The organism is Pseudolabrys sp. FHR47 (assembly GCF_005153485.1).
Taxonomy (GTDB): Bacteria; Pseudomonadota; Alphaproteobacteria; order Rhizobiales; family Xanthobacteraceae; genus Pseudolabrys.
This window is the reverse complement of record NZ_CP039740.1, coordinates 1,107,979-1,130,387: the sequence shown is the minus strand read 5'-3', so window position 1 is coordinate 1,130,387 and position 22,409 is coordinate 1,107,979. Positions and strand designations below refer to the sequence as shown.

The window sequence follows — 22,409 nt, the reverse complement described above, 5'->3', positions numbered from 1 at the left end:
GCTCAGCCCTCGCCGCCGAAAACGTCGCGAAAGCGCGGATCGAGCCGATCGCGCAGCGCATCGCCAACAAGATTGAGCGAAAACGCCGTCAGTACGATCATCATGCCGGGAAAGAACAGCAGCCACGATGCGCGGGTGATGAAGGTGCGCGATTCCGCAAGCATGTTGCCCCAGCTCGGAATCTCCGGCGGCGCGCCGAGGCCGAGAAAGTCGAGCGACGCCGCGCCCAACTGCGCAAAGGCGAACACGAAACTCGCCTGCACCAGAAGCGGCGAGATCAGGTTCGGCAGGATGTGCTTGAACACCAGCCACGCCGTTCCCGAGCCCATGCTGCGCGCGGCCTCGACATAGGTCTCGGCGCGCAGGCGCAGCGACAGGCCGTAGACGATGCGCGTCGTCGTCGTCATGAAGCCGATGCCGATCGCCAGGATCGAGTTGATGACACTCGGGCCGAGAATGACGATCAGCCCGAGCGCCAGCAGCAGCGAGGGAAACGCCATCAGCACGTCGACCATGCGCATGAGCACATGGCCGAGACGCGGAAACAGCGCCGACAGCACGCCGATCGGCACGCCGGTAACCAGGGCGAAGAACACGACGCCCGAGCCGATCAGCAGCGCCATGCGCGCCGAATAGATGGTGCGCGACAGGGTATCGCGGCCGAACTGATCGGTGCCGAACCAGTGGGCGGCATCGGGCGGCATCAAACGGGCGATCGGCTGCATCGCATAGGGATCGTAAGGCGCCAGCCACGGCGCAAAGATCGCGGCAAGCACCATGGCCACCAGCACGCCAAGCCCGATCAGCGCGATCGGCCGCGCCAGGAATGGCGTGAGCCACAAAGTGAGCGCGGCGCGGTTCATTTCAGCTCCACCCGCGGATCGAGATAACGATAGGTGAGATCGACGATCAGGTTGATGACCAGATAGATGACGACGATGACCAGGATGATGCCCTGGATCACCGGGTAGTCGCGGCGCAGGATCGATTGCACCACCAGCCGGCCGATACCCGGCAGGGCGAACACCGTCTCGGTCACCACCGCTTCGGACAACAGCGCGGCGAAGGTGAAACCGAAGGCCGACACCACGGTCAGCAATGCGTTGCGCAGGATATGCTTGTACACCACCTGCCAGGGCCGGATGCCTTTGGCGCGCGCGGTGCGCACATAATCCTCGCGCGCCACGTCGAGCATGCTGGCGCGCGTCAGCCGCAGGATCAGCGCCGCATTCGGGGCAGCGAGCGTCAGGCTGGGCAGGATGAGGTAGCGCAGATTGCCGAGGCCGCCTTCGAAGATCGAGGGATAGCCCGAGCTCGGCAGCCAGCCGAGCGTCGCAGCGAAAATCAGGATCAGATAAAGCCCGACCCAGAATGTCGGCACCGACGCCATCAGCATGGCGCCGCCGGACAGAGTTTGGTCGAGCCAGGTGCCTTGGCGTACGGCGGCGATGACGCCGATCGGAACGCCGATCAGCACCACCCAGATCATGGTGAGCGTGGCGAGGAGGATGCTCGTCTCCGCGCCGTCTGCGATCACCGACGTGACCGGCGCCTGGAAGAAGATCGACTGGCCGAGATCGCCCGCGAGCGCGTGGCCGGCCCATCGGATGTACTGCACGACAATCGGGTCATCGAGGCCCATCTCGCGACGCAGGCGCTCGGCCTGGTCGGGTGTCGCGGTGTCACCCAGCAGCACATAGATCGGATCGCCAGGGATGAGGTGAATGAAGGCGAAGATGATCACCGACGCCGCCCAGAGCGTCAACAACATCGCCCCTGCTCGTTTCAGCGCAAATGCCCACATTCAGACCTGCCGGGTGCTCCGCGACGACTTCCAAAGCAACGGGCGGTTCAGGCCTGACAAGCCCTGAACCGCCGCGATCGCATGGACGGACTACTTGGTGGAGACGTTCCAGAACGCGGGGCCGTTCGGGTTCAATCCCTTCAGCTTCGGCGAGGCGATGTCGTAGGTATAAGCATCGCCGACTTTCATCACCGGCACCTGCTCGTAGATCAGGGCCTGGATCTTGTCCCAGGTCGCCTTGCGCGCCGCCTGATCGGATGAGTTCACCAGTTCGGCGCGCAGCGCCTTGATCTCCGCCGTATCCCACCAACCGGGATAGCTGGCATTGAGGAAGGTGAACAGGATCGGGTCGGGGAAGAACGAGTGGTGGGTAACGAAGATGTCCCACTGCTCCGGCTGGCCGCGCATCTTGATGAGCGTCGCCCAATCGACGACGTTCATCTGAACATTGATACCCGCATCGGCGAGCTGCCGCGTGAACACGGCGGCCTGATCGTAATGCGCCTGATAGTTCGTGGAAACCAGCAGGCGAATGGGCTGACCGGTATAGCCGGCTTCCTTGGCCAGTTCCTTGGCCTTCTTGGCGTCATGCGGGCTGTAACCGTCAATGCCCGCGGTCGAATACCACGGCGTACCCTTCGGAACGATCGAGCCTTCGGCGCTCCAGAGGTCCTTGGAACCGAAGGACACGCGCAGCGCCTGCGATTTATCCAGCGCGGTCTGGATGGCGCGGCGCAGCTTGTAATTGTCTTTCAAGATGCCTTCCTTCGAGTTCATGAAGAACAATCCGAAGATCGGCGCATTGGTCCGCTGCACCTGGACAGATTTGTCCTTGCTCAGCGTGTCATAGAGGTCGCCCGAGATCATCTCGGCGTAATCGTAATCGCCAGCCTGCACACCGCTGACGCGCGTGCCGACGTCCGGCACCGGAATGAAGCGGATGGCATCGTAATTGGCGACGCGAGCGCCGGCGAAGCCGTCGCTTTTTTCCTTGCGCGGCTTGTAGCCGGCAAACTTCTCGACCTCGACATAGCGGTTCGGCCGCCATTCCTTGAACTTGTAGGGGCCGGTGCCGATGTAATCCTTCTGCTCGATCGGCTGGCCAGCTGCCTTGGCCGCGATTTCTTCAGGATAGATCGCGAGACCGCCATTGACGTCGGACAACAGGTTCTTCCAGGCGCCGTTCGGCGCCGACAGCTTGAGCGTAACTTCGTATTTTCCGGTGGCCTCGACCGAGGTGGCGCTCGCCATCAGCAGCTTGCCGCGGGAGCCAAATTTGCCCCAGCGCTGCATCGACGCGACGACATCCTTCGCCGTCATTTCCTTGCCGTTATGGAATTGGACGCCCTCACGCAGCTTGATGACAATGGTCTTGCCGCCGTCCTCGATGCGTTCGCTGTCGGCCAGCATTGGCTGCGACTTGTAAGTCGAGTCCCAGGCGTAAAGCGTCTCAAACATGTGACGGCCGATCACCGTGGCGACGTCGGCGGTCGTCACCATGACGTCGAGCGGCGGCGGCTCGCCGATCGTCGCTTCGCGAAGCACGCCCGCCGCATGGGCTGGGACTTGGGCCTGGGCGTTGAGAAACAGCGCAGTGATGAAGGCTGCGGCGCCATGCGCCAAATGCCTGGAACGGAATTTCATCGTCGTCCTCCCCTTTTTCGAAACGCAACAAGCCGGCTGCCTTGTTTCAGTCGTGGCGCGGGCCGGCCCGCCCCACGCCGGTTGTTTCCACCGTCATAGCGATCCTTTGTTTGAAAGTTACATACACCTTGTGGTAAAGTTCAAGAGCAAATCGGAACAAAACCGCCATTTTTGCGATACGGCGGACGGCGTTTGAAACTTTATTACGGGCGGGATATGCACTCCTCGGAAGGACAAGGCCGTGGTTAGACAGGCAAAAAGACAGACGATGCCTCAACCGGCGAAGCGGACGGGCAGCAAACCCAGGAAGTCTGCGGCGACGCTGTCCGGTGACGGCTTCGGCGCCGGCGACATTATTTCCGTGATCAGGCAGATGGGACCGACGCTCAGCCCTTCCGAACAGCGCGTGGCGACCGCCCTGCTCGCCGACGTCGATTTCGCTGTCCACTCGAGCAATGCCGAACTCGCCCGCCGCGCTGGCGTCAGCGAACCGACGGTCACGCGCTTCAGCCGGTCGGTCGGTTGCCGCGGCGTGCGCGAACTCAAGGTCATGCTGGCGCAGGCGATGGCCGTCGGCCGCATCTATCTCGAATTGCCACCGCATGTCGGCACCGATCTGGCACGCCCTGCGCTGTGGCGATCGGTATTTCAGGAAATTCGTAACGCCATTAACGCTGTCGAACAGCAACTGCAGAAGGACGACGTAGAGAAAGCGGCCGAGGCCATCGCCCGCTGCTCAAAGCTCGCCGCCTTCGGCGTCGGCGGCGGCTCGACCGTTGCCGTGGCCGAGGTCGAGAACCGGTTCTTCCGCCTCGGCATCGCCGTCAACCATTCGTCCGACCCTCGATTGATGCGCATGATCGCCGCGACCCTCGGCCGCGACGATGTCGTGCTGGCCGTTTCGACCAGCGGCAACATGACCGAGGTGATCGAGGCCGCCAAGGTCGCCAAACAGTACGGCGCAATGGTCATCGCGATCACCAAGCCGCAAAGCCGGCTCGCTGCCATCGCCGACATTGCGCTTGGCTTTCATGTGCCCGAGGCGCCCGACGCGCTCAAGCCGACGGCATCGCGCTTTGCCCTTCTCGCGGCCATCGACCTGCTCGCGACCTCGACGGCCTATCTCAAGCCGCGAGAGGCGCAGGAGCGCATGCGGCGCATCAAGTACGAACTCATGAAGGCGACCAACGAGGGAGCCGACGGTCCACTCGGTGACTAGAACCTCCGACCGCGCCGCACAAATCACGACAACAGGACGACAGTAACATGAGCTACGATCTGATCCTCAAAGGCGGGCGGGTCATCGATCCGGCGCAAGGGCTGGACGAGATCGCCGATGTGGCCTTTGCCGGCGGCAAGGTCGCGGCTATCGAACCCAGCATCGCGGCCGCGAACGGCGCCGATGTTCGCGACGTCAGCGGACGGATCGTGGCGCCCGGCTTCATCGACCTTCACACGCACGTCTACTGGGGCGGCACGTCGCTGGGCGTCGATGCCGCCGATTTCGCCCGGCGCAGCGGCGTGACCACCCTCATCGACGCCGGCAGCGCCGGCCCGGGCAACTTCAAGGGTTTCCTCAAGCACGTCATCGAGCCGAGCGAGCCGCGCATCCTCGCCTATATTCATGTGTCCTTTGCCGGCATCTACGCCTTCTCCAAACGCATCATGGTCGGCGAAAGCAGCGACATGCGGTTGATGAGCCCGGCTGATGCGGTCGAAGTCGCCAGCGCGAACCGCGACACCATCGTCGGCATCAAGGTGCGCGTCGGCCGCAACGCCAGCGGCACGTCCGGCGTCGCGCCGCTCGATATCGCGCGACAGGTCGCCGAGGAATTGTCGATGCCGATGATGGTGCACATCGACGAGCCGCCGCCGACCTATGAGGACGTGCTCACCCGGCTGCGGCCGGGCGACACGCTCACGCATTGCTTCCGTCCCTTCCCCAATTCGCCGATCACCGGACAAGGCGCGGTCAAGCCCGCCGTGCTTGAAGCGCGCAAGCGCGGCATCCTGTTCGATGTCGGACACGGCATGGGCTCGTTCTCCTTCAAGGTCGCGCGCGCCATGCTAGACGCCGGCTTCATGCCGGACACGATCTCGTCCGACGTTCACAGCCTCAATCTCGATGGCCCGGTGTTCGACCAGGCAACGACGCTTTCGAAGTTCCTGTGCCTCGGCACGCCGCTGACCGACGTCATCCGCGCCACCACGGCGAATGTCGCCACCGCCATCCGGCGGCCCGACCTCGGCACCTTGCGTCCGGGCTCCGCCGGCGACGCCACCATCTTCTCCGTCGGCGATGGCAGCTTCCCCTATACCGACTCGACCGGCGAACGGATGAACGGCAACAAGCGTATCCTCATCGAGGGCATCGCGTTGCGCGGCCACTGGTGGCACCCGGCCGGCAACCGGTAGGAGACTTTTGGGCTCCGCGCGGGTACGAACGGCCCCTTTACGGCGGTGGCCTAAAAGAATAGACCGCAGGTTCTCTTTTCCGACGCTTTGACAGGACCGCGGGCTAGACCCCGCCGCGCTCCCGTTTTCGTGCGCGAACCTGAAGAACCGGTCCTATGAGCTTCATGTCCGAAGTCCCACCTATCGCCCGCGCCCTCGCGGAGCGGAACTACGCCGAGCCGACGCCGGTCCAGAAAGCCGTATTGACCGACAGCGCGGTCGGCCGCGATCTGCTGGTTTCGGCGCAGACCGGCTCCGGCAAGACCGTCGCTTATGGCCTCGCCATCGCCGCCGATCTTCTGGACGGCGCGGAGCGCTTCGAGCGCGCCGCAAAGCCGCTGGCGCTCGTGGTGGCGCCGACCCGCGAACTCGCGATCCAGGTTCAGCGCGAATTGACCTGGCTTTACCAGCATTGCGGCGCCCGGGTCGTGTCCTGCGTCGGCGGCATGGACCCGCGCCGCGAACAGCGTGAGCTCACGGAAGGCGCCCACATCGTCGTCGGAACGCCCGGCCGCCTGTGTGACCATCTGCGGCGCAACCGTCTCGATCTGTCCGAATTGAAGGCCATCGTGCTCGACGAGGCCGACGAGATGCTCAATCTCGGCTTTCGCGAGGATATGGAGCTTCTTCTCGAAGCCACGCCCGCGGAGCGGCGAACGCTGCTGTTCTCCGCGACCCTGCCGCGCGGGATCGTTGCGCTAGCCAGGCAGTATCAGAAGGATGCGTTTCGCGTCGAAGTCCGCGGCGACGACCAGGGCCACGCCGACATCGAATATCGCGCCATTCGCGTGGCCGCGCACGAAGTCGAACACGCCGTGGTCAACATCCTGCGCTTCTACGAAGCGCCGAGCACCCTTGTGTTCTGCAATACACGCAGCGCCGTAAAGCACTTGCAGGCTGCGCTGCTGGAGCGCGGTTTTCTGGTGGTGGCACTGTCCGGCGAGCTGACGCAGAACGAACGCACCACCGCGCTGCAATCCCTGCGCGATGGCCGCGCCCGTGTCTGCGTCGCGACCGACGTCGCGGCACGCGGTATCGATCTGCCCGGTCTCAGCCTCGTCATCCATGCCGAGCTGCCGAACGACCCGGAAGTAATGCAGCACCGTTCGGGCCGCACCGGCCGCGCCGGCAAGAAGGGTGTCAGCGTCCTGCTGGTACCGAACTCCCGACGCCGCCGCGCCGAAATGTTCTTCAAGCAGGCCGGCGTCAACGCGATCTGGGCCGCCGCACCGCAGGCTGATGAAATCCGCAAGCTCGACCAGCAGCGCATGATGCAGGACGAAGTGTTCACCGAACCGCCGACCGAAGACGATCTGGCTCTGGCACGCATCCTGCTCGCCGAGAAATCCGCCGAGGAAATCGCATCGGCGCTGGCGCGACTTTATCGCGCGCGCCTGCCCGCGCCCGAAGACGTCCTCGATCCCGGGTCGGACAGGGACAGCCGCTTCCGCGACGACCGCAATGAGCGGCATCGCTCACGCGACCGGGCCTTCCCCGCAAGCGATGACGCACCGCCGCGCGACGCCGGCAAGCGCAGCACCTTCCGCCGCCCGATGGAAGGCGGCAGCGTATGGTTCAAGGCTGGCATCGGCCGTCGCAAGAACGCCGAAGCGCGCTGGCTGTTGCCGATGATCTGCCGCCGCGGCGGAATTTCGAAAGGCGACATCGGCGCGATCAAGATTTACGACACCGTCACCGAGTTCGAGATTTCCGGCAACGTGGCGGACAAGTTCGCCGCCAAGATCCAGGCGCCCGATGCGGAAGAAAACATCCGCATCGAGCCGCTGCCGCAAGGCCCGCAAGGCGGCGGCACGCCATCCCCCAGGGACGGCGACCGCGGCGCGCCTGAGAAAAAGTCCGCCAAACCGCATTTCAAGCAGCGGCAGCAAGAGCACTTGGCATCGGCCGCAAAGCGCGAACGCGATGAAAGCCATTTCGAAAAGTTGGGCAAAAAGCCCGAGTTCAAAAAAGGCGATTTCAAGAAGCCGAAGTTCAAAAAATCGAAGAAAGACAAGCACCGCAATCGCTCAGGAGGCTGATGTGGACGACAGAGTGCAAACGCTGACGCAACTGACGACGCCCGCCGTGGTGATCGACCTCGGCAAGGTCGAGCGCAACATCAGGCGGCATCAGGACTATGCCGACCGTCATGGCCTCAAGCTGCGCCCGCACATCAAGACGCACAAGCTTCCGCAAATCGCGGCCATGCAACTGCGCGGTGGCGCCATCGGCGTGACCTGCCAGAAGGTCTCCGAGGCCGAGGCCATGGTCGCCGGGACGCCGGAGATCAAGGACGTCCTGATCACCTACAACATTCTCGGCGCCGAGAAGCTCGATCGGCTGGCGGCGCTGGCCAAGAAAGTGAAGCTGAGCGCCGTAGCCGACAACGAGACGGTTGTTGCCGGCCTTAGCCAGCGTTTCGCCACCGAGCCCGCACCGTTGTCCGTCCTCGTCGAATGCGACACCGGCGCGCATCGCTGCGGCGTGGCGACGCCGGAAGACGCCGCGGCGCTGGCGCAAGTGATTGCAGAGTCGCCCGGCCTCGTCTTCGGCGGCCTGATGACCTATCCGCCGCCAGATGGCGCGGCGACCGTGCAGTCCTTCATGACGCGGGCCAAAGCGCTGATCGAGGCGAAGGGCATCGCGGTGCCGGTCATCACGTCGGGCGGCACGCCATCAATGGCGAAAGCCGGCGATGCGCCGGTCACGACCGAATATCGCGCCGGCACCTATGTTTACAACGACCGCTCGCTGGTCGCGCGCGGCGCCTGCGGCTGGGATGATTGCGCTCTCACCGTGCTGGCCACGGTGGTGTCGGTGCCGTCGGCGAACCGCGCCATTATCGATGCCGGCAGCAAGACACTGACATCGGACCTGCTCGGTCTGCCGGATTACGGCCATGTCCTCGGCCGCGATGACATCCGCATCGACCAGCTCTCGGAAGAGCACGGCCGCTTGGTGAGCGACGGGCCTATCGGCCTCGAGGTCGGCGACAAAATCCGGATCGTGCCCAATCACGTCTGCGTCGTCAGCAATATGGTTGATCAGGTCTATGTGACAGCGGCAGACGAAGCGAATGCGGCTGGCAAAAAGTGGGATGTCTGGCCGGTCGTCGCCCGCGGCCGCATCACCTAGAGACACATCACATCTTGTCGGCCCGGAAGGCCACGCAATCGATTTCAACCTTGCAGTCGACCATCATGCTCGATTGCACGCAGGCTCGCGCCGGCGGGTGATCCTTGAAATACTCGGCGTAGACGCCGTTGAAGCTCCAGAAGTCGCGCGGATCGTCCAGCCAGACGCCAACACGCACGACATCCTCAAGGCCATAGCCGGCCTCTTTGAGGATCGCGATCACGTTCTCCATGGTCTTGCGGGTCTCGGCCACAATGCCTCCCCGCACGATCTCGCCATTCTCCATCGCCACCTGACCCGACACATAGAGCCAGCCATTGGCCTGCACGGCGCGCGCGAACGGAAGCGGTTGACCGCCCGCGCCTTTCCCGCCGCCGCCGAAACGCTTGATTGTCATCAGCTCTCTCCTCGTGGAATTGCAGTGGACGTTTGTCCTTGCGAGTGGTGACACATCGCACGCCAGGCTGGAACGGAGCGACCGCGGCGCCAGCACTCAGCCAAGGATGCCGGTCAGCCACCGGCTGACCCCTTGCTTACCCGAGTGCTCAGTCAGCGCTGCCCTTAAAAAGGGCCTATGTAAGAAATTGATTTTGATAGGGAAATGGTGGGCGCGACAGGGATCGAACCTGTGACCCCTACCATGTCAAGGTAGTGCTCTCCCGCTGAGCTACGCGCCCTATTCGAGGGTGGTCTTTATCGGCTCCGATCCGGGGTGGCAAGGGCCTGGTACAAGCCTGCCGGTGGGCCAGCCGGGGAAACCGGCCGCCGGATCGAAAGCCGCCGGGGCCCCTCAGGCCGCCAGCATCTTGTGGACCTCGTTAACGAGGTCGCGCAGGTGGACCGGCTTGGACAGCACCTTGGCCTGCTTTGGCGCAGTCGAATCCGCGTTCAGGGCCACGGCGGCAAAGCCGGTGATGAACATGATCTTGATGTCGGGGTCTAGTTCCGCGGCGCGGCGGGCCAGCTCGATCCCGTCCATTTCGGGCATCACGATGTCGGTCAGCAGGAGTTCGAAAGGTTCTTCGCGCAGGCGCTGGTAGGCCGACAGACCGTTGTCGTAGGAGGTCACGTCGAAACCGGCGTTTTGCAGCGCCTTGACCAAAAAGCGCCGCATATCGGTGTCGTCTTCGGCAAGCAGAATCTTCGACATTGGACCTTCCAGCGTCCCTAAATCCCGGCCCCGACGGACCGGCCCCGGAAACCCCATAAGACTTGTCCCGGGTAAATAACGGGTGAACCCCAAGGTTTACTTGGCATTACCTCCCATCGGATGGACAATAGAACGTATCCGACGGCCAATACAGGGCCGTGACCCCTGCACGCTGCCGGCACGGGCGCAACCGCCCCGGACGACCTTTGAACGACAGTTGGAACATCGACGACTAATGAGTGAATTTCGCGCCTCCACCGATCCGCAGGATTTCGACCCGCCGTTCGAAATTGTCGAACCGGAGGTGATCGGCGGGCCGGTGTTGTTCAATTCTCCGCATTCCGGCTCGATCTATCCCGAGGCCTTCCTGCGCCAATCGCAGCTCGACATCGCCACCTTGCGCCGCTCCGAGGATTCCTTCGTCGATGAGCTTTTCGCCGGTGTGGTGGCGCAGGGCTATCCCCTGATGCACGCGCATTTCCCGCGTTGCTTTGTCGACGTGAACCGCGAGCCTTACGAGCTGGATCCGCGCATGTTCGATGGGCGCCTGCCCTCCTTCGCCAATACCCGGTCGATGCGGGTTGCCGGCGGACTCGGTACCGTCGCGCGCATCGTCGGCGACGCCCAGGAGATTTACGGCCGGCGCATTCCGGTCGACGAGGCGCTGGCGCGCATCGAGAGCCTGTACAAGCCCTATCACCGCGCACTACGGCGGCTATTTTCCAAGCTGCATCGCGATTTCGGTTACGCGATCCTGATCGACTGTCACTCCATGCCCTCGACGACGGGACACCGCGACGAACGACCGCGGCCGGAATTCGTCATTGGCGATCGTTATGGCACGAGCTGTACCGGCGCCGTCACCGAGGTGGTCGAACAAACGTTGCGCGAAATGGGCTACACCGTGAGCCGCAACAAGCCCTATGCCGGCGGTTTTATTACCGAGCATTACGGCAATCCGGCCGCCGGGTTGCATACGCTGCAGCTTGAGATCAACCGCGCACTCTATATGGACGAGCGGCGCCACGAGCACACCGCCGGTTTTGAGCGATTGTGCGAGGATATCGGCAAGCTGGCGAACTGCGTTGGCGACATTCCGCCTGAGGAATTGCAGCCGTACCGCGCGGCCGCCGAGTAAGGCACCGGCAGTCAGCCGTGCCGGCTTCATCGTATAAACGGGCAAGAAAAAAGGGCCGCTCGCAATGCAAGCGGCCCAAGTCTAGGGAGGAAACGCCCAAGGAGGGCAACGGTATCGCTACCGCATTGCGGTAAGATACGCCGCATCGCACAAAACGCAAGGCTCGATAGGCGTTTTCCCATGCACTAAACGCATAACGGAACGCTAAAATCGCAATATATTCTTTCGGGCTATGCGCAAATGTTGCGACCGTTTCCATTGCATCGCAACAAACTTTCGTGTGCTAAGGGCCGGAAGACATTTCACGACAAAGCACCGCTGTAGCGATAGAAGCCCGGTTTCAGCGACTCTGGCGAGCGCAAATCCGGTCAAAAAAGATGCCTGCGAGGGGATGATTGAACGAACATGACGGCCATCGACTTCACCGGTTTCGTAGACAAACTGGCAGCCGCATCCGGCGACACGATCATGCCGTTCTTCCGGTCGGCGCTGACGGTCGAGAACAAGAAAGCCGGCGGCTTCGACCCCGTCACTGCTGCCGACCGCGCTGCTGAAGAAGCAATGCGCGATATGATCCGCAAAGCCTTCCCCGAGCATGGCATTCTCGGTGAGGAATACGGGTCCGAAGCTAACGATGCCGAGTATGTCTGGGTGCTCGACCCGATCGACGGCACAAAATCCTTCATCTCGGGCATGGTTGCGTGGGGCACGCTGATCGGCCTGATGCGCTTTGGCGAACCCGTATACGGCATGATGCACCAGCCCTTCACCCGAGAGCGCTTCTCCGGCGACAATGGCGCGGCGCTCTATCGCGGTCCGGGCGGAAACCGCAGTCTCAATGCCCGGGCTTGCACCGGGCTCGACGACGCACTCATGTTCACCACCAGCCCTTTGCTGATGAAAGAGGCGGACCGCGCTCAGTTTCGCAAGGTCGAAGACAAAGTGAAACTGTCGCGCTACGGAGGCGATTGCTACGCCTATTGCATGCTCGCGGCCGGGCAGATCGATCTCGTCATCGAAACCGAACTCAAGCCTTACGACATTGTCGCGCTGATCCCGATCATCCAAGGGGCCGGCGGCATCATCACCACCTGGGAAGGCGCGCCGGCCCAAGGCGGAGGCCGTGTCGTTGTCGCCGGCGACAAACGTGTGCACGAGGCGGCGCTGGAAATCCTCAACCGCGCGTGACGTCTAATAGCGCGGCGTGCCGGGAACGAAGGCGTCGAATGCCGCCCAGAACTGCGCACGGAACTGATCCTGCTCCTGCAGGATCTCGTGGCGCGCGCCGGGCAGTATGAGGTGGCGACCTGCCAACAGATACATGCCGAAATCCTCGATCGCAGGCGTCCACACCACCTGGTCGTATCCTGCAGCGACCAGCAGCATCGGCTGACGAATATGCGCCGCGTATGCCGGGTTGCTGAAATCGCGCATCTGCCGCAGCGCCGCGTCGGCCCAGGCGATGGTCGGCGGACCGAGCGCAAGCTCCTGCTCTTCGGCAACGATAGCCACATTGCGAGCAAAGCGCACAGGATCGGACGTCAGCACATTGCCGACGAAATCCTCTGGGCCGGGGGGTTGGTAGTCGCCGCCTGGGATGTAGGCCCCACCTCTACCCAGCCAGCGCATCGCCCGCGCCATCGGCCCGGCCATACCGGAGAACCGGCTCGGCGGCAGCGCCAGCATGGGCGCCGAGAGCACGACGCGCTCGAACCACCGCCTTCCGTCATGACAGGCGCGGATGGCGATGGCGCCGCCCATCGAATGGCCAAGCACGAAATACGGCGGCGGGCAGTCCGGCAACACCACCTGTTCCATGATGGTGTCCAGGTCCATGGCGTATTGCGCGAAGTTGCGGACGTAACCTTTGCGCCGGTCGTCAAGCACATGGTCGGACAGCCCCTGCCCGCGCCAGTCGAAGGTCGCGACCGCAAAGCCCCGCGCGCGCAGGTCGCGCACCGTTTCGAAGTATTTCTCGATGAACTCGGCCCGGCCCTGGAGGATGACCACCGTGCCCTTGCGCCCCGGCGGCGGTTCCCAGCGGCCGTAGCGCAGCGACACGCCGTCCGGCGTCTTGACGACGCCGGCAAGACCGTTCTCGGGCACCGGATTGGCCGGGATGGAAACGAATTTCATGAAGAATCAACTGCGCGCGGGCGAGGTCCAAGGCGTTATAGGCCATGGACCGGCAAAGTGTGAGCCGGGAGTTGAAACAGGGCCGCTGCCGGACCGTAGGCCTTAAAATAAATATATTTCAGTAACTTAAGTGACCAACGCTGGCCCCTTGCAGGCCCGCAAAACTCCCCCATATCAGTAAAGCGCAGGCCACTTCTTGGCTGCGCGCGGGTCCTGGGTCCGGCCATTTGGCGGACCGGACGAGGACCCGGAAACCATAGTCGCTCACAGGAGGACTTAGACATGCGTACGTTCGATCTCTCTCCCCTTTACCGTTCCACCGTCGGTTTCGACCGCCTGTTCTCGATGCTCGACGGCTTTGAAGCCACGCCGGGCTATCCGCCCTACAACATCGAGCGCACCGGCGAGAACGCCTACCGCATCACCGTCGCGGTGGCGGGCTTTACCGAGAACGAGCTTTCGATCGTCTCGAAAGAAAACACCCTGACCATCAAGGGCGCCAAGCAGGCGCAGACCGCGCCGAACGGCGAGGTGCTTTATCAGGGCATCGCGGCGCGCGCCTTCGAGCGCGTATTCCAGCTCGCCGATTATGTAACGGTGAAGAACGCCGCCCTCGAGAATGGCCTGCTGCACGTCGACCTGGTGCGTGAAATCCCCGAGGCCAAGAAGCCGCGCCAGATTCCGATCGGCAATGCGCAGCCGCAGGTGGTCGAGAACAAGGTCGCTGCCTAACGGCAACGCCTGACCTCCAGAATACGAGAAGCGCCCCGGATGCCCCGGGGCGCTTTTTTATTTAGCGGAAAATCCCGAACAGCCCGCCGTCGTCGCGGCGGCGCGGCGGCTGCTGGGCGATGCCTTGCGGCGGACGCGGCGCGCGCGGATCGACCACTTGCTGTTGCTGCGGCGGACGCGGCCGGTTGTCGGCAACGGGCGGCGCGCGTGGCCGCTCAACCGCACGCGGCTGTGGCGCCGGAGGCTTCGGCTCAACGGCAGCCGGCTTGATGTCGACGGGCTTCGGCGCCGCCGGCTTGGACTCAGGCTCCGGCGCGGCAATCGCCGCCGGAGCCTGCGGCACAGCAGTTGCCGGTGCAGGCGTCGAAGCCGGGGGCGTCACCGCCGCTGCTTTCGGCGCGGCGGGTTGAGCCGGCGCGGCGGGCGCAGCGACCGGCGGCTGAACCTTTGGCCGTTCGCTGCCGGGCGGCCAGATGAAATCGTCGGCGCGGCCGGGCGCCGGTGCCAGAGCGTCGCCCTTCACCAGCACGGCCGTGGCCGACGCATCCGCGCGCGCATTCGCCGCCATGCCGCCGGCGAGTTCGTCGTTATTGCCGGTGATCGTGGTCAACGGCACCACCGGGCCGGCCAGCGGGCGCGCCGCCGGCTTGCCGTCGCTCAAAGCCGGCGCGATCGGCCCCATGGGCAGCGCAATCGGTCCGCGGTTCGTCATATAGCGGCGGATCTCGCGCTCGACATAGTGCGCCAGCTTGCGCGCGCCGTACTTCGTGAAATAGACGCCGTCGCCCGTGCGCAGGCGGCGCACCTGGCCTTCATAGTCCGGGCCGGAGGTCGTGTACTTGCCTTCTTCGTCGACAAAGCCGTCCCAGACATCGACGTAAACGGCGCCGGCCTTTTCCGCACGCGCGCGATAAAGATCGTTGAGATAACCTGTATCGGCGGTCGACTTGGTGCCGCGGATCGGCGGCAGCCCGACCCAGAATACCGGCACGCCTTTGCTCTTCAGCGCGGCGATTGTGTCGTCGATGCGCCGCGCATAAACCTTTTCCCAAGGTTCGGAGCGGAACTCGATCACGCCGCTCGCGCTCCGGCGCGACGCCGGTGCTTTCGGCTCCGGCGCGACAATGCCGCCTTCGTCGTCGGTTTCTTTCTTCGCCTGCTCCTGCTTCTGCTGATCCTGCGGTGCGGCGCCAGCCTGTTCCTTGTTGGCGTCTTCTTTGGCTTTCTGCTCGGCTTCCTTGGCGACATCGCGCTCGCGCAAGTTCTGACGATCGCCGACGCCGAGCATCATGATGACGTAGTTCGCCTTCTCGTTGGCGAGCATTTCCCGCGCGACGTGCCACCAGTCCTGATCGTTTTTGGCGTCGTAGCGCAGCAAGCCGGAATACGGCTTGGCCTTGCGCACGATGGCGATTTCCGGCGCGTCGGCGAAAGCGTCTTCGAGGCCGTAAGCCAGCCAATCAGCCATGCTGTCACCGAACACGACCACGGACGTGGTCGGCTCGACGTGATCGGCTTTGGTCTCCTTGCGCGGCGGCGGCGCACGCGAATTGTCGACCGGCGCCGGCGCCTCGCGATAAATCTCGCGGTCGTCATAACGCTGGCGGCCACCGCCACCGAACAGGCTATCGAAGAAGCCGCCGCCCCGCGGGCGCTGATAACGCGGTTCGAAGAACTGGGCCTGCGCCGGCTGGGCCGTGATGAGCGCAATACCACCCAAAACGGCAACCTCGGCCAGCCCTAAAAGGGCCAGTCCGCCAAGCAGCCGCAGGGCTTTGATTTCGCGCATCATCGGGACGTCCAGCGAGCGATCCGGCTCGGTTGCGGGACGCATTGTCGCGTCTCCGGGCCATGGACCAATAGCCCGGAAAAAATGTCAACTCGAAGGTCGGGCCCTGGTTAGCGGCCGGAGCGCAGGCGCTCGAGCAGCCCGGCCGAGGCAAATCCGTCCGGAACTCGGCCGATTCTGGCCTGGAAGTCGCGCAACGCCTCACGGGTCTTGGCGCCGAGCCGGCCATCCGGCTCGCCGACGTCGTGGCCGTGGCGTTCGAGGAGTTGCTGGAGTTCGAGGCGCTCGGCGCGCGTCAGGACGCGCTCATAGCGCGGCCAGTCCTGGACGAACGGCCCGGCGCCCCGCAACCGGTCAGCCAGATGTCCGATTGCCAGCGCATACGACTCCGACGGGTTGTAGCGCATGATGACCTTGAAGTTCGGCAGCATCAGGAAACCCGGCCCCTGCACGCCGGCGGGCACCAGCAGAAACGCGCGATCGCCCGGACGCGGGAAAGGCTGGCCGCCGGCGCGGACGATACCGTGGCGCTCCCATTCGCGGATCGTCATAACCTGATGACGATCCGCCAGCATGAAATCGAGATTGGCCGGGACCACGACCTCGTAGCCCCAGGTCTCGCCATCCTGCCAGCCGGTCTTCTTGAGATTGTTGGCGGTCGAGGCGATGAGATCGGGCATCGAGTCGATGACATCGCGTCGTCCGTCGTTGTCGCCGTCGACGGCATAACGCTTGAAGGCGGTCGGCATGAACTGGGTCGGCCCGAAGGCGCCGGCCCAGGAGCCGACGAGCCGGTCCGGCCGCACATCGCCGCGTTCGATGATGTCGAGCGCGGCGATGAATTCGTCGCGGAAATAGCGCTGACGCCGGCCGACGCAGGCCAAAGTCGCGGTCGAGCGCAGCACCGGGCGATCGCCGGCAAGCGCGCCGTAATCGGTTTCGACGCCCCAGATCGCCGCGATGATGTGGCGATCAACGCCATACGCGCGTTCGGCGGCGGCGAATTGAGCGCTGTATTTCGCCAGCATGTCCCGGCCGCGCGAGATGCGCCGCTCGTTCACAAGGATATCGAGATAATCCCATACCGCCTTGGTGAATTCAGGCTGGCTGTCGAGCAGGTCCATGATCCGCAAGTCGGGCGTCAGCTTCGCCGTCAGACGGTCGAAGTTCGCGCGCGAAATGCGATGGCGCGCGGCGAGTGGCCACAGACGCTCGATGCAGTTCGGAAAATCAGCGGCCGCCGCGCGGATCGCCGCGGCGGTCATCAGCGGATGCCCCGACGAGCCGTCCTCACCGCTCCAGTCAGGGCCCGCGGAGCGCTCGATGCCGGGGCGAGACGGAATGGTGCCCGTGCGTTCGACATCGCCGGCAGCCGAGGCCGGACCCGCGCCGGCGGCGAGGGCCACGAAACCGGCCATGAACCATATCCGGGTATTCCGCATTAACCTGCCGCGCCGTTGCCGTTCCTGGCGTTTTCCCGTGACCCATCCGAACGGGATATCGTTGCGAGAAGGTTAACATTCTACCTTTTTGTCCCAATCCGGGCCAGATTTCATCGTCAACTGGACCTTCACCGGCAGCCGTGCTTTTTGGCCGCACGTTTGCCGCCCACCCACCGAGACCCATTCCCCCCATGAAGCCTGTTCGCAAAGCGCTGTTCCCTGTCGCCGGTCTTGGAACCCGGTTCCTGCCCGCCACCAAGGCGATGCCGAAGGAAATGTTGCCCGTGGTCGACCGGCCGCTGATCCAGCACGTGGTCGACGAGGCGCATGAGGCGGGCATCGAGCACTGCATTTTCGTGACCGGGCGCAACAAGAACATCATCGAAGACCATTTCGACCGGCAGTTCGAACTTGAAGTGACTTTGATCGAGCGCGGCAAAAAGGCCGATCTCGAGTTGCTGAAAGGCGATCTGCCAGAAGCCGGCGGCACCAGCTTCACGCGCCAACAGTCGCCGCTTGGACTCGGACATGCGGTGTGGTGCGCGCGCGATCTGGTCGGCGACGAGCCGTTCGCGGTGGTGCTGCCGGACGTTCTGGTGAAGAACCCGAAGGGCTGTCTCGCGCAAATGATGGAAGCCGCCAGAGACCTTGACGACAACGCCAATATCATCGCCGTCGAGGAAGTGCCGATGGACCGCATTCACATGTACGGCGTGGTCGGCGTCGGCAAGCCCAGGGGCAAAGCTTTCGAAGTCACCCAGATGGTCGAGAAGCCGAAAGCCAAGGACGCGCCGTCCAATCTGTCGATCACCGGCCGCTACATCCTGCAGCCCGAATTGTTCGACGTGCTGAGCAAGCAAGCCGCCGGCGCCGGCGGCGAAATCCAATTGACCGACGCCATGCTCACCTTGGCGAAAACGCAGCCGTTCTATGGTTTCAAGTTCGAAGGCCGAAGCTATGACTGCGGCTCGAAGATCGGCTTCCTGACCGCAAACGTGGCCTACGGCCTCGACCGCCCCGACCTTTCGGACGAGTTCCGCTCCGAGATCGAACGCATTCTCAGCGGCAAATAAGCCGCCCGCGAGCGAGTCGAGTCATTGCTGCAGGCGAACGCCGAGCAGGAATGTGCTCACGTTGTAATCGTTGCCGCTGAAGTTCGAGCGCAGCCAATCCTGGCGGAACTCGCCTTTGACCTGGGCCCAGCGCGACAATTTGTAGGTCAGTCCGAGCGCGACCATGTAGCGATTGTCGTCACGGTCCGAGCCTTTGTAGTCGTCGTTGCCGTAACCGGCCTTGACGCTGCCGATCAGGTAGCGGCGGAAGGCATGATCGACCTGCAAGCCGAAATCGCGGGACAGTACGCCGGAGACGCCGGCGACCGCCGATTCCTGAACCGCGGATTTGGCGTTGAACTGCACCGTGGTGAGCGCGCTCGCCGTCCATATCAGCGAGGCATTGCCGACGAATCCGCTCAGTTTGTCGAGACGCGTATCGTCGTATTTGCGCTCGGTGTAACCGATGCCGGTGTCGCCGGTCAGCAACCGCGACAATTCGAAAGTTGAGCCGACCAGCGCGGTCCAGCCCTTTGAGTTGCGCTGATAGCCCGAGAAATCGGTCGCCAGATCGTGGCGACGGGAATCGACCGAGCCTTCGATATAGGGCGCGACGCCCGGCGTCATTTCGTAACCGCCGCGCAGGGTGACGCCATACTGATCGTAGTTGCGGTCTTCGTTCGAGGCGGTCGTGCCGTCGGTCAGTTTGGAGTCCTGATAGGCGGTGCGTTCGACATCGCCCTTGATCGACACGTCGAGGCGATTGAACTTCTGCCCAAGCCCGACCGAACCGCCATAGGTCGTGAAGATCGGCAGCTTCGACAGCCCAGCCTGCAGGTTCGGACTGCCGGGGTTGTCGGTCGACACCAGGACGCGACCGCCGAGATCGAGGCGCGTCGTCCTGGTGACGTCGACGCGGCCGTCGACCTTGCCGTTGGCGTAAGGCCGGCTGAGCGTCGGCGTTGTGTCGGGCGTATAGCCGGTGTAGCTGCCGCGCAGGTCGGCCTTGAGTTCGTGGCGCGACCAGTTCGATTGCGCGCGCAATTCCGGCGCGGCACTGTAAAGCCAGGCGCCTTCCGCGTTCGATGATTGACCGGGATTGGTGCTGTAGCCGCCGGACAGTTCGACCGCCGGATAGAGCAGAAAGCCGCCGGCATGAACGCCGAGCGGCGCATAAGGATCGTCGGCATCCTCGCTGCGGCGTTTCTTGAGCGGTTTGCGGATCGGCCCGAATTCGACCGGCGGCTTGCCGGTCGCCTGAGCCATCGCGTTCTTTGCTTCGGTCGGGAACGGTTTCTGGTAGGGCGACAAAGTCAGCGGCGGCGGCTCGTCGGTGACTGAGGCTTGCGCGCGCGCCGCGCTGCCCGGTTTCTGCGCGGCTTGCTTTTTTGCCTTGGCGCGGCGGCTGTTGGTGGAGTCATAGCCGGTGTTGCCGGCACCCGACGCCGGCGGCGTAAAGCTTGGCGTCTGCGCCAGTTTCTGCTGCTGCTGCGGGCCGAATTTCTGGAAGGTCTGCGGCTTGCTGGCCTGTCGCGGCGCCAGAGGATCGGCGTCGGGCGTAACGATCTGGGCAAAGGCCGCGCCGCTCGACAACGTCAGCACGCAGGCGAGCGCCATCGTCCCGAAGATCGGGCGCGAGCCGGCAATGTCGGCGCGGCGCTTCACGTCGTAACTCGAAGCCTCTCTGGACCGGCCGCAAGGCGCGCGCAGGCGCACCCGCCCGCGGACGGCGGGAAGTGGTTAACGGACGTTAAAGCGCTATGGTTAACGAGGTGTTGAGACGGCCGGGTCCGCTAGACCCAGCCCTGCAGCTCGCGGGCGACAACGTCGCGGATCACAGCCATGCCCTCGGCGGAATCGTTGAGGCAGGGAATCGCCGCGAAGTTCTCGCCGCCGTGCTCTCTGAAGATGCCGGCATTTTCCATGGCGATCTCTTCCAGCGTCTCGAGGCAATCCGACGAGAAACCCGGCGTGATGATGGCGAGGTTCTTGACGCCGCGCTGGGCCAAAGCCTCCACCGTCTTGTCGGTGTAAGGCTTGAGCCATTCCGCCGGGCCGAAGCGCGACTGGAAGGTCATCATCAACTGCGTGTCGTCGAGCTTGAGGCGCTCACGCAACAAACGAGCGGTCGCCGCGCACTGGCAGTAATAGGGATCGCCCTTGGCCAGATACTCTTCCGGCATGCCGTGAAACGAGGCGAGGATGACGTCCGGCTTGAAACTTAGTCCGGCCAGCGACGCCTGCAGCGAATTGGCCAATGCCTCGATATAGACCGGGTTGTTGAAATAGGCCGGCGCGATGCGAACCGCCGGCTGCCAGCGCATTTGCGCCAGCGCCTCGAAGGCCTTGTCGGCGACGGTGGCCGTGGTCGCCGCGGCATATTGCGGATAGAGCGGCACGACCAGAATGCGGTCGCAGCCTTGCGCCTGCAGCGCGTCGAGCCGCGATTTGATCGATGGATTGCCGTAACGCATCGCCCAGTCGACAACGAGGCGCGTATCGCCGCTCATGGTGGCGGTGAGCTTCTCGGCCTGCGAGCGCGTAATCGTCTTGAGGAAGGACTCGTTGCGCGCCTTGTTCCAGATCTTGTCGTAATCGCGGCCCTTCTTCGACGGCCGGAAGGTCAGCACGATCAGGTTGAGGATGAGCCACCACTTGACCGGGTTCTCCTCGATGACGCGGCGATCGGACAGGAACTCCTTGAGGTAACGCCGCATCGACCAATAGTCGGTGGCATCCGGCGTGCCGAGATTGACCAGAAGCACGCCGATCCGGCGCGGCGGTATCTTGGGATGATCGGGCGGGAGGTGGGGATTCTGGGCGTCGGTCATGTCCCGCTAATCAGCGGGAAATGCGCGAGGGCGTCAAGAGCGCTCACGACCTCTCCCCGGCATGACGGGGAGAGGTCTATCGGCGTCGCCTTGATTGCTCGAGGCGTTAGTCGGCAAGCAGTTTTTTCAGTTCGGCGCCGTATTGCGGGCTCGCCGCGAGAATGGCGGCCCAGCCGGCATCATTGGCCGTGGCGATAAACTTGGCCGCGTCGGCGGATGGCAAGGTCAAGACCTCGATCCCGGCCTTAGCCTGCTTTTCGGCCTCGGCTTTTCCTTCCGCCACATAGCTCTTCGACTGGTCCTCAAGCCAGGCCATCTGCTCCTTCAGAAAGGCCTGCTGGTCGGGTTCGAGGGCGCTCCAGCTCTTGAGACTCATGAAAATGCCGGTCTCGACCGCATAGAAACCGGGATCGACACGCACCTTGGTGCGCTCCTGCCAGCCAAGATCGAACACGCCGGCGATCGGCCAGCCGTAGCCGTCGATGACACCGCGTTCAAGCGCGGTGTAGACCTCGCCCGGCGCGATGGTCATGGGATTGGCACCCAGCGCCTTGAAGAATGCGTTGTAGACCGGCACCGAGCGCAAACGCAGGCCCTTGAAATCGGCATCGTTCGGCTTCTTCGTCAGATAGATATGATACTGGAGATGCTGCGCGTCGCGGCCGAGCCAGTAGATCTGCGCCTTGTCCTGATGAATCTTGTTCATCAGGTCGTAGGCGCCATTCTTGCGCAGTTCAGCTATCGGCTTGGTCGTCAGTGTCAATGCGACGGCTTCAGGCACCAGATTGGCATGAAAGACACCAGTGGTGTTCGCCAAATCGATCACGCCGCCTTTGAGAGCATTGCCGACCTGCAGCGGTGGCATGGCGTCTGGTCCGCCGAGCAACTTGATCTGCACCTTGCCTTTGCCTTGCGCATTGACGCGCTCGACGAAGGTCTCGAAATGGCGCGCGAAGAAGTTGCCTTTCGGAAAAACCGAAACGGCTTTCAGGGTCACTTCTGCGGCATTGACGCCGGTCGCGGTAAAACCAAGCAAGAGCGCCGTTAAGCCCAGCCGGATCATTCTTGTATTCATCGCCCACTCCATCGTTTGTGTCGCGTT

19 protein-coding genes and 1 tRNA gene are annotated in these 22,409 nt (G+C 63.6%); 8 read left to right on the top strand and 12 right to left on the bottom strand.

What is annotated here, in order from left to right:
• Positions 1 to 2: 2 nt before the first annotated feature.
• The 3 genes from E8Q40_RS05550 to E8Q40_RS05540 all read right to left on the bottom strand — a co-directional run bounded on the left by E8Q40_RS05550 (position 3) and on the right by E8Q40_RS05540 (position 3,448).
• Positions 3 to 863 carry an ABC transporter permease gene (locus tag E8Q40_RS05550; RefSeq protein ID WP_137043440.1) on the bottom strand — a complete coding sequence of 287 codons (861 nt, stop codon included), beginning with the start codon at positions 861 to 863 and terminating at the stop codon, positions 3 to 5.
• Positions 860 to 1,771, bottom strand: coding sequence for an ABC transporter permease (locus E8Q40_RS05545; protein WP_246663009.1), 912 nt, complete (start codon positions 1,769 to 1,771; stop codon positions 860 to 862). Before E8Q40_RS05545 ends, E8Q40_RS05550 begins: the two co-directional genes overlap by 4 nt.
• Positions 1,772 to 1,894: 123 nt before the next feature.
• A complete protein-coding gene (locus E8Q40_RS05540) occupies positions 1,895 to 3,448 on the bottom strand; it encodes an ABC transporter substrate-binding protein (RefSeq protein WP_137043438.1) in 1,554 nt (517 codons plus the stop codon).
• 268 nt (positions 3,449 to 3,716) lie between these two features.
• Here E8Q40_RS05540 and E8Q40_RS05535 point away from each other — a divergent pair, with 268 nt between their 5' ends.
• From E8Q40_RS05535 to E8Q40_RS05520, 4 genes are all read left to right on the top strand, one after another.
• The gene (locus tag E8Q40_RS05535) at positions 3,717 to 4,667 is read left to right on the top strand and encodes a MurR/RpiR family transcriptional regulator (RefSeq protein ID WP_137043437.1); all 951 of its coding nucleotides are present in this window, start codon (positions 3,717 to 3,719) and stop codon (positions 4,665 to 4,667) included.
• Positions 4,668 to 4,714: 47 nt separating this feature from the next.
• Positions 4,715 to 5,863 (top strand): amidohydrolase/deacetylase family metallohydrolase, encoded by a 1,149-nt coding sequence (locus E8Q40_RS05530; protein WP_137043436.1) that lies wholly within the window; start codon positions 4,715 to 4,717, stop codon positions 5,861 to 5,863.
• A gap of 155 nt (positions 5,864 to 6,018) precedes the next feature.
• Positions 6,019 to 7,941, top strand: a complete 1,923-nt coding sequence (locus E8Q40_RS05525) for a DEAD/DEAH box helicase (protein WP_137043435.1) — start codon at positions 6,019 to 6,021, stop codon at positions 7,939 to 7,941.
• A gap of 1 nt (position 7,942) precedes the next feature.
• Positions 7,943 to 9,037, top strand: coding sequence for a D-TA family PLP-dependent enzyme (locus E8Q40_RS05520; protein WP_246663008.1), 1,095 nt, complete (start codon positions 7,943 to 7,945; stop codon positions 9,035 to 9,037).
• A gap of 7 nt (positions 9,038 to 9,044) precedes the next feature.
• Here E8Q40_RS05520 and E8Q40_RS05515 read toward each other — a convergent pair whose 3' ends face one another.
• From E8Q40_RS05515 to cpdR, 3 genes are all read right to left on the bottom strand, one after another.
• Positions 9,045 to 9,434 (bottom strand): RidA family protein, encoded by a 390-nt coding sequence (locus E8Q40_RS05515; RefSeq protein WP_137043433.1) that lies wholly within the window; start codon positions 9,432 to 9,434, stop codon positions 9,045 to 9,047.
• Between the two features lie 205 nt (positions 9,435 to 9,639).
• Positions 9,640 to 9,714, bottom strand: a tRNA-Val gene (locus tag E8Q40_RS05510).
• Between the two features lie 113 nt (positions 9,715 to 9,827).
• Entirely contained in the window at positions 9,828 to 10,187 is a 360-nt protein-coding gene (gene cpdR, locus E8Q40_RS05505) for a cell cycle two-component system response regulator CpdR (RefSeq protein ID WP_115515438.1), read from the bottom strand.
• 235 nt (positions 10,188 to 10,422) lie between these two features.
• On the opposite strand from cpdR, the gene E8Q40_RS05500 reads away from it, so the two are divergent.
• Together E8Q40_RS05500 and hisN are read left to right on the top strand one after the other, a co-directional pair.
• Entirely contained in the window at positions 10,423 to 11,325 is a 903-nt protein-coding gene (locus E8Q40_RS05500) for an N-formylglutamate amidohydrolase (protein ID WP_137043432.1), read from the top strand.
• 405 nt (positions 11,326 to 11,730) lie between these two features.
• On the top strand, positions 11,731 to 12,513 hold the full coding sequence (gene hisN, locus E8Q40_RS05495; RefSeq protein WP_137043431.1) for a histidinol-phosphatase: 783 nt from the start codon (positions 11,731 to 11,733) through the stop codon (positions 12,511 to 12,513).
• Between the two features lie 3 nt (positions 12,514 to 12,516).
• On the opposite strand, the gene E8Q40_RS05490 is transcribed toward hisN, so the two are convergent.
• A complete protein-coding gene (locus E8Q40_RS05490) occupies positions 12,517 to 13,461 on the bottom strand; it encodes an alpha/beta fold hydrolase (protein WP_137043430.1) in 945 nt (314 codons plus the stop codon).
• 282 nt (positions 13,462 to 13,743) lie between these two features.
• Between E8Q40_RS05490 and E8Q40_RS05485 the strand changes: the two genes are divergently transcribed.
• Positions 13,744 to 14,193, top strand: a complete 450-nt coding sequence (locus tag E8Q40_RS05485) for an Hsp20 family protein (protein ID WP_137043429.1) — start codon at positions 13,744 to 13,746, stop codon at positions 14,191 to 14,193.
• Between the two features lie 61 nt (positions 14,194 to 14,254).
• Here the strand turns inward: E8Q40_RS05485 and E8Q40_RS22375 are convergent, their stop codons facing one another.
• Positions 14,255 to 16,027 (bottom strand): DUF459 domain-containing protein, encoded by a 1,773-nt coding sequence (locus E8Q40_RS22375; RefSeq protein WP_137043428.1) that lies wholly within the window; start codon positions 16,025 to 16,027, stop codon positions 14,255 to 14,257.
• Between the two features lie 65 nt (positions 16,028 to 16,092).
• Positions 16,093 to 17,400, bottom strand: coding sequence for a lytic murein transglycosylase (locus E8Q40_RS05475; protein WP_246663007.1), 1,308 nt, complete (start codon positions 17,398 to 17,400; stop codon positions 16,093 to 16,095).
• 215 nt (positions 17,401 to 17,615) lie between these two features.
• Between E8Q40_RS05475 and galU the strand changes: the two genes are divergently transcribed.
• On the top strand, positions 17,616 to 18,497 hold the full coding sequence (gene galU / locus E8Q40_RS05470; protein ID WP_137043426.1) for a UTP--glucose-1-phosphate uridylyltransferase GalU: 882 nt from the start codon (positions 17,616 to 17,618) through the stop codon (positions 18,495 to 18,497).
• A 21-nt stretch (positions 18,498 to 18,518) separates the two neighbouring features.
• On the opposite strand, the gene E8Q40_RS05465 is transcribed toward galU, so the two are convergent.
• The 3 genes from E8Q40_RS05465 to dctP all read right to left on the bottom strand — a co-directional run bounded on the left by E8Q40_RS05465 (position 18,519) and on the right by dctP (position 22,382).
• Positions 18,519 to 20,141 carry an outer membrane beta-barrel protein gene (locus tag E8Q40_RS05465; RefSeq protein WP_137043425.1) on the bottom strand — a complete coding sequence of 541 codons (1,623 nt, stop codon included), beginning with the start codon at positions 20,139 to 20,141 and terminating at the stop codon, positions 18,519 to 18,521.
• A gap of 128 nt (positions 20,142 to 20,269) precedes the next feature.
• The gene (gene hemH / locus E8Q40_RS05460; protein WP_137043424.1) at positions 20,270 to 21,307 is read right to left on the bottom strand and encodes a ferrochelatase; all 1,038 of its coding nucleotides are present in this window, start codon (positions 21,305 to 21,307) and stop codon (positions 20,270 to 20,272) included.
• A gap of 106 nt (positions 21,308 to 21,413) precedes the next feature.
• Positions 21,414 to 22,382 carry a TRAP transporter substrate-binding protein DctP gene (gene dctP / locus E8Q40_RS05455; RefSeq protein WP_205995699.1) on the bottom strand — a complete coding sequence of 323 codons (969 nt, stop codon included), beginning with the start codon at positions 22,380 to 22,382 and terminating at the stop codon, positions 21,414 to 21,416.
• Between the last annotated feature and the right edge of the window lie 27 nt (positions 22,383 to 22,409).